Below are 7,131 nucleotides of genomic sequence, written 5' to 3' on the forward strand. Positions count from 1 at the left end.
GTGGTGCCGTCGATTTTATTTGCATTGCTCAGGGGTGTTGTGTTTCTTGTGCCGTCGTTTATATTGTTGCCGATTATGTTGGGCAATAACGGCATCTGGCTTGCTCTTGCCTGTTCGGAAATTGCGACATCGGTTGCAATCATCGGTTATTACCTTGTGGCACGCCGGCGTCAAGAGCTTGTTTATGATTAAACAAGCTCTATGAAGTCGGGTGCAGTCGCGGCTTTCGTGGGATTATTCCTTCTGCGGTTGATTGCTGTTGTTGTGTCGCATTCTATCTTTGCGAAAATCGGTCCATTGATGTTTCCATTTTCTTTTCGCATTGATGTGGTCGATACCAAATATTCCTTTGAGCCGCTTGAGAATTTGCTGTCCGGCATTCAGTTTTATTTTTTCGTGTCCCAACCGGTGGTCAGGAGCTACAGCCATCCGGATTGCGTCGCGGTCGATGGAGTGTACGCGGTCGATGAGCATTAGTGTCGATGAGTCCAGAGGTGGAGCCTCGGAGGGTTCGTAAATCTCAATTTCATCGGGTCGGGGGCAGAATCGTTCCCACTTTTTTGCTTCTGAGGGTGTGATATATTCTTTTTCAATAATGTATATTTCGGCATAGGTGGTGACGAAGAGTGGTTGGTCGGACTGGTTGAACATGAACATGCCTCGGCCTCGGCCGTTTGATTCAATATTGAATGAATAAGAGGTGAGGTCGGCCGGTGATACTGAGTTTCCTGTTATATTTGTGTAATTGGCACGGATGTTGAACCGCTCGAAGTCGATATCGCCCATAAAGAATGATGATAGACCGGGCACCCATTTACGGGCGCCTTTATCGGCGATGACATTGATGTCGACGTTGACTTTGCTGAGTTTTTTCAACCATATTTCAGCCGGAGTATATTTGCCGTGGAGGGTGTCGGCGACGATTTCCGTATGATGGAGTTTTTCGGGCATCTGTATTTCCGGCATGATTCCTATCCAGTCGGTCCAGGAGAAATGATGGCCGCAGCGGTCGCTGACGCTGTCGAGTCCCTCGCCGTCGGTAAATCGGTAATAGGATTTTGCCGACAGTATACGAGGTTTGCGCCATCCCTTTATTTTGCTTTTAGTTGCAGGAGGGAGCATATAATCGACCATTTTTTCACGGAACATGAACACTGTGTCGGTGTAGGTGGAGAGTGTGGAATATTCACGCACGTAGGCCAGCATGTGGATGACTTTGTATTGTCCGGACTCGACAATCACTTCAGGCAGTTCTATCGTGTTTTCCTGAAGGAAGATTGTGTCGACGGAATGTTTCGGTACTTTCTTTTCGGCAAATCCAATATGGCGTATGGTGATAGGGTAGTCGGCCGGGCGTGCTGTGGGTATCTCGCCTGATGCATTGCAGATGCCTATAGTTTTTCCATGGCGGTCGAATACCGATGCGTTGGGCAATGGCATGTGTGATAATGAGTCGGCCACGACTGCATTTTTTCCTGCGATATTCAAGGCGGAAAGTACAAGCGAGAGTGGCAGGAGTATTATGCGCGACATAATTGGATATATCTGTTCGAAAGTGTGAGCAGCACAAAATTAGATAATCCGAACTGTTTTCAGTCGTTTTTGATGCTAAATTTTTATAAATGTAGCGAGTAGTCCATAATATGACTGTCAAAAGGACCGAACCATTTCAAACTGTCGGTTTATCAGACCAATATTCTTGTCGGCGAGGAAGCGGTGGAGTGTGTGGTCGGCAGATGGAATGTTAAGAACTTTAATAAAGCCGGTGGTTGCAAGTGCTACCGTTTCCCGCAGCAATTGCGTGGCTATGCCTTTACGGCGGTATTCTTTGAGGACAGATATCTGTGTCAAATCTCCCGTTTTGCTGTCAGACACGCTATATCCGACCAATCTGCCGGCATGAAAAGCGCCTATGCATGTGAGACCCGAGCGGCCTCTTTCGATTGACTCGATACTGTTTTGCCACGACGGGGGAAAGTCACAGAATGACCGGGCATCACGGACAGCATCAGTGTCAATCGGTTTGAGCAGGATGTCGGTATCCCGTGCGTATGTATCGAGATTGCGTATTTCGGATATGTTTTGTCGGAAACAGTCAAATTCGCGTGACGTATCAAACTGCATCTGACGATATGCGGATATGGCTTTATCATTGCTCTGCAACACTTCGAGGAGATATTGCTTTATACCCTCTTCTTTCAGAAATGGCATGGAATAGTTGAATATTTTTCCGGCTATGCCCTGTCGGCGGTAGTCTTTTGCTGTGCCGGTGGCTATGTCGTAGGCGGTAGGGATGCCGTTGAACATGCCGATTCCGTTGAATGTGAAGGCGACAATCCTATTTTCGTCAAAAGCCGCGAATGAGAGTCGGGGGTTATATCCTCGTCTTGTGAGCATGGAGCGCACCTCTTCCTTGTCGAAATGAATCTCATAATCAGAGAATGCATTTTCAAAGCCATGGAAGAGTGTGTCGAAATCGATATGGTCTAAATTGTGTATATCCATTCTGATGCTTCTTAACAACCTGTTTGATAGTGGATGTCAATCTGATAAATTCTTGTAGTTTCGCCCCATGGATGGTAGCAATCGCCTATGTAGGAGAATCCAAACTTTTCATAATAGCCGATATGATCAGTGCATAGGTTTAATGTCTTGAATCCCATGCGAGCGGCATCATCTTTGGCTTTTTCAATTAGACGGTTTCCGAGATTGTGCCCTCTGTGAGATTCTTCGATATACAATGCCGCCAACCACGGGTATAAATCCATGCGAGAGTTGAAATCGTTTGTGATTAAGCCCGCACAGCCTATTATATCTTCACCGTCGAGCAGGAGATACCATTGGGGTAATGGATTATCTGCATTGATGCAATTGCGTAGACAATTGTCGTATACTCCCATAGATTCGGGTGTGGCCCATTTGTCTTGAAAATAACGGATTGCTTTTTCAAGATACTCGGGCTGGTTTCTGATTGAAATTAAGAGCTTGTTTAATAATAAATGTTGCCGCCAGGGTCGTATAGCTTGAGACGATTTTCGACATGTGACGAAGGAATGTACTTTATGTACACGACTGAGGAACAGGGCGAAAAGCGGCCAAGATATACGAGACAACCGGTAATCTTATAATCACTCAATCTCTTGCTGATTTTTGAAACAAATGTGAAAATATCAACGATATGAAACAAATTACCTCCCGTCGGTCATTCGCCGGCATATTTCCGCCTGCTCTTCGGTCGTTATGGAACCCCATAACTCCCTCATCACATGCGAAAATCTGCTCGGCGAATGACCGCCCTGACGGTAACATTTATTATTAAACAAGCTCTAAATCGATAAAGTCTCGTCGATACATGATCTTGTGGTATTGAACGGGTCATTGTCGAGTTTGACCAACTGTTCTTTACGAGGAGGGAGTTATGGCACACCATAACTCCCTGATTATAATTGGAAATTTGCTCGATGATTGACTGACACAGGGCGGTAATATTTGTTATTAAACAGTCTGTAAGGATATTGAATATAGTTTATGTTCCTTCAGCCAATGACCATCGGCTAACGCCGGGTGCATGAATAAACCTTCAAAGGTCATGCCGATGCGCTTCATGACATTCTCTGAAGGAATATTTGGAACGGCTGTGAAGGAATATAGTTTATCGCACAAATTTTTTTCACGGGCATAGTTTATGCAGGCTATTGCTGCTTCTGTGGCATATCCGTTATGCCAGAATTTATCGGATATTCGCCAACCTATTTCCCAGTTGTGAGAGAAAGGCACATCAAACATGATGCGATGAAAACCGACATATCCGATGAATTCATTGGTCTGCTTAATTTCGACGGCATACAATCCAAATCCGCTTTCTTCAAATTCGGTATTAATCCGCTTAACAAAGGCGTTTGATTCCTCTGTCGACAATGTATTCGGAAAATATTTCATTACATTGTTATTGCCGTTCATTTCGGCAAAAGGCTCCATGTCTGCAACTTTCCATGAGCGCAGAGTCAGTCGTTCAGTTTCAATATATATGGTTTCCATATCACAAAATTAGTGATTTTTGTTGATAGCCCGATGTTGTAGGACAGCCGCTGCTATATATGATTTACTATAACCTCAGGAGCCTCGGGATAATTGCGATTGGTTACTATGGTTATGACAGGAATGTGTTTTTGGGGAAGGACGCTGTCACCGTCCGGACATCGTATTCCAACTGTTTCGAGGTGTGTATGGCGATTCCCTAACACAAAATGTCTAACCTGCCAAAATGTCCGACATGTTGTCCTAAATCTATTAGATATAAAAAAAACTCGGAACTATCTGATAGTCCGAGGTTTCTTTGTAAACAAAGCGGCCAAAGGCCGATAAGTCTTGTTTGGACTGATTTCAGTCCGAGGTTACAAGTGGAGCTGGAGGAACTTGTAACCTCCAGCTCCAAATATACTTATATCAAGTAGATAGCAAATCTAAAATTCCTTAGTGCCTTGGTAGTACCTGAACCTTTAGCTCGCTGCAACTCGATTGTAGCAAATATCCAAATCAGATTGTTTCCAGTCTTTGCTTGCCTCAGCAAGTATACAAGCCATATGCAAATTTAATTGCCGTCTGCGCAAGTCCAAGGGTTCTTTTTAACTCTTTTATATCTATCTGTTAAACAAGGTAAGGTCAAGGAGCGAGGACGAAATATTTGCAATTCGCGTCATCGCTTTAGCGCTTTGTTCCGCAAAGAATTGCAAACGACATTCTTTTTACAACTCTATGACTGCATCCTTCTTGAAATAGAGATGTTCCAATGCTCTGACATAACCCAACTGGTTGCACACACATTGCGTGTTCCCTATCTGCTTTGTTATGTTACGATGTGAATGGCCGTAAATCCAATAGTTGATTCTGCTGTAGGCAATGAAGTCACCCAACTCCGAAGTAAAAGCTCCATTTATGGGACTGCCGTTAAACTCATGATCCATCAAAGCAAATGACGGTACGTGGTGAGTGGCGACGATAATTCTATCCGCCAGGCTTTCTCTGAGGGCATTTTCAATAAATGCCCTGCACTTCTTATGTTCCTCGTTAAAGCGCTCCCAAGTCAGTGAATTTTCGCCGTCCCTTATCATGTGGAAGTCGCTCACATTGCGTTGAGTAATATATCCGTTCTCAGGTGATATTTCAGACCACAAGGTTGACGCTATCAAATCCGTTGTATCATTCAGATGAATAACCTTGTTGTAAACATATCGTACATTGTCCCTGAGTTTCAATTCCCACCCCTCGGTCAGCTCATTTATATTGAAGTGTCTATAAAGTTCATGGTTTCCGGGAATTGCAACAACCTGCTGAAAGTTGTCAGATGCCCAATCCCAGAAAGGATGTTTTGTCATAGCCTCATTCCCTAAATATCCTATGTCGCCGGCAAGCACAAGAACATCGCCGACTGGAATCATCGGATGTTCCCTGAGAATTGCCGAATTTGCACCAAATTCAAGATGCAGGTCTGATGCGTATTGGATTTTCATCGCTTGAAGTGAGTTAAAATCTCGATTATATAGTCAACGCGGTCATAGTCGCCATAAGGAAGCATACATTCTATCTCTTCGCGGCAATTCTGACGGTTTAGTATTTCTGAAGCCCATGAGGAAATGTATTCGGCAAGATCAATGTTATCTTCATCGTCGAATAGAGACGTTATATCCTGACAGTTATTCAGTACATAAATGAAATCTTCAAAGTCGTGCGAGAACCTCAGATCGTCGCCGCCACGACCTCTTATAGCCTCTATCTTAGTAGCGAGATAGTAAAGCGGCGGTAATATATAGACCGCAATACCGTCAGGCAATTCATAGATAATACGATGCCGGAACCCCGGTTGGTACCATTGGTTGGTGAATCCAAGAATACTGTCCCTGTCAGGCATAATATCCACAGTCTCGCCATTATATTTCCATCGGCATATTACACCGGATTCAATGTCATTCTCAAATCCATGCTTGCGCAACAGACCCTCAAATTCTTGCAGACTGCCGTATGTAGCAAGTTCTATGACACAGTCCACATCCATAGTCGGGCGAATATCAGTTGCCGCCGGGTCATCGGCATACAGTTCGGCGACTGAGCCACCGACAAAGACAACGTCATTACGCAGCTCTCCAAGTCCTTCGGCTATGACTTTAAGTCGGTTGAGATTACTTGACATCATAGGTGGAAAGAATTGCGTCCAGTTCTACTTTCGCGAGTTCTACTTCTCTCGTCCGTCCTATCCGAAAAACGTCGGCAATGGCCAAAAGACTGTGTAGCATCGGGTCAATCCTTACAGCCTCCGGAACAGTCCGATAAAGCGGAGTAATCGCTTCTCCACGAACATTTCCCTTTGCATCAGGCCAGACATATACATCCTTTTCTGAAAGGATTTTCTCATTCATCGGCGGAGCGGAAATTGCGGTAGCAATTCCCCTGACTTTCGACTGCGGCTGAACCGGAAATACGTATTTCAGCCCGTGGATCAAAAATTCTTTTAGAGCAAGAATGTTCACCCTCTGTTTTAGATTGTCAATCAGACGGGCAATGCGACAACGCTCCAGCGCCTCGGACACCTCTGATGCGCTTATCCCGAGTTCTTTCGCAATTTGGGCATTTGTCATGCCTCGTCCTGCTAAAGTAACCTTCTTTAATAGAATTACTATGTCCTGAGGACGCATACCATTATGTGATTTAGTCATTTATATCCGTTTATTTGCAATTCGCGAATTGCAAATTTAGTAGGAAATATCGGATTGAACAAATCATTCGTGATTTTCTTGGTAGGATTTCAGCCCTGAATCGAAAAGATTAAACAAAAACCTCGGAACTATCTGATAGTCCGAGGTTTGTCTCGTTAAGTCCGATTTAGTTCGGTAGTACAAAATGTGGAGTTGGGGGGACTTGTTCCTTACACTCCAAATATGCCTATATCAGACAGTTGGCTTTAAACAAATTTCTTTTGAAACGATTTGGTGACAAATAATCCTATATCGGATTCTGACTCCGCGACCCTGACTTTTCAGTGTCTCATCGTATAAGCAAAATTAGACCCCGTTCCCCAATATTTGTTAACGCTGGGGTCGCATATCTCTGAGTGATTTTTGTCTTGTGATGATGGAG

Annotated in this window: 7 protein-coding genes; all 7 read right to left on the minus strand. The window is 44.2% G+C overall.

Translation table 11 applies throughout. The features are described 5' to 3' along the window. Nucleotides 1-234 precede the first annotated feature (234 nt). The 7 genes from K2I50_RS07395 to K2I50_RS07425 all read right to left on the minus strand — a co-directional run bounded on the left by K2I50_RS07395 (nt 235) and on the right by K2I50_RS07425 (nt 6,710). On the minus strand, nt 235-1,533 hold the full coding sequence (locus K2I50_RS07395) for a peptidase associated/transthyretin-like domain-containing protein (protein ID WP_301025691.1): 1,299 nt from the start codon (nt 1,531-1,533) through the stop codon (nt 235-237). A 117-nt stretch (nt 1,534-1,650) separates the two neighbouring features. Continuing rightward, nucleotides 1,651-2,505 carry a GNAT family N-acetyltransferase gene (locus K2I50_RS07400; RefSeq protein WP_301025693.1) on the minus strand — a complete coding sequence of 285 codons (855 nt, stop codon included), beginning with the start codon at nt 2,503-2,505 and terminating at the stop codon, nt 1,651-1,653. 11 nt (nt 2,506-2,516) lie between these two features. After that, on the minus strand, nt 2,517-2,900 hold the full coding sequence (locus K2I50_RS07405) for a GNAT family N-acetyltransferase (protein ID WP_301025695.1): 384 nt from the start codon (nt 2,898-2,900) through the stop codon (nt 2,517-2,519). Between the two features lie 595 nt (nt 2,901-3,495). Further along, nucleotides 3,496-4,038 carry a GNAT family N-acetyltransferase gene (locus K2I50_RS07410; RefSeq protein WP_301025697.1) on the minus strand — a complete coding sequence of 181 codons (543 nt, stop codon included), beginning with the start codon at nt 4,036-4,038 and terminating at the stop codon, nt 3,496-3,498. A gap of 707 nt (nt 4,039-4,745) precedes the next feature. Next, nucleotides 4,746-5,510, minus strand: coding sequence for a metallophosphoesterase (locus K2I50_RS07415; RefSeq protein ID WP_301025699.1), 765 nt, complete (start codon nt 5,508-5,510; stop codon nt 4,746-4,748). Next, complete coding sequence (locus tag K2I50_RS07420) at nt 5,507-6,190, minus strand: hypothetical protein (RefSeq protein WP_301025701.1); 684 nt, start codon at nt 6,188-6,190, stop codon at nt 5,507-5,509. The genes K2I50_RS07415 and K2I50_RS07420 overlap by 4 nt, the downstream gene beginning before the upstream one ends. Further along, complete coding sequence (locus K2I50_RS07425; RefSeq protein WP_301025703.1) at nt 6,177-6,710, minus strand: helix-turn-helix domain-containing protein; 534 nt, start codon at nt 6,708-6,710, stop codon at nt 6,177-6,179. Before K2I50_RS07425 ends, K2I50_RS07420 begins: the two co-directional genes overlap by 14 nt. Nucleotides 6,711-7,131: the final 421 nt, after the last annotated feature.

The sequence above is a fragment of the Muribaculum sp. genome, assembly GCF_029051885.1.
GTDB lineage: Bacteria > Bacteroidota > Bacteroidia > Bacteroidales > Muribaculaceae > Muribaculum.